The organism is Caballeronia sp. ATUFL_F1_KS39, assembly GCF_023630985.1.
GTDB lineage: Bacteria > Pseudomonadota > Gammaproteobacteria > Burkholderiales > Burkholderiaceae > Caballeronia > Caballeronia zhejiangensis.
In genome coordinates this window covers 1-275 of the sequence record NZ_JALQDZ010000082.1, presented here as the reverse complement: position 1 = coordinate 275, position 275 = coordinate 1, and the positions used below count along the sequence as shown (strand labels likewise).

The following is a 275-nucleotide window of genomic DNA, read 5'->3' as shown; positions in this document are numbered from 1 at the left end:
GCCATGTACAGCGTGTTCTCGTTGCGGCGCACGACGATGTAGTGCTTCAGCGTGGACGCCGTGATCGTGATGACGGCCGTGGTGCCCGACGGCGAGAACGCATAGGTGGCCGGCGCGCCAAGGCCCGAGCTGATGTGGGAGAACTTGGTCTGGCCCTGCAGTTCGGCGCCGCCGTTGAGCTTGATGGACGTGATGTCGCCGCTGCTCTTGTTGAGCTTGAACACGAGGCCGGCGCCGGTGTCCACGGTCAGCACGCCGCTGGCGTCGGTGATGCC

Annotated in this window: 1 protein-coding gene; it reads right to left on the bottom strand. The window is 65.8% G+C overall.

Annotated elements, in window-relative coordinates; translation table 11 throughout:
* A partial coding sequence (locus NCR93_RS31670) for a rhamnogalacturonan lyase B N-terminal domain-containing protein (RefSeq protein ID WP_284507453.1) occupies window positions 1-275 on the bottom strand: 275 nt, incomplete at both ends.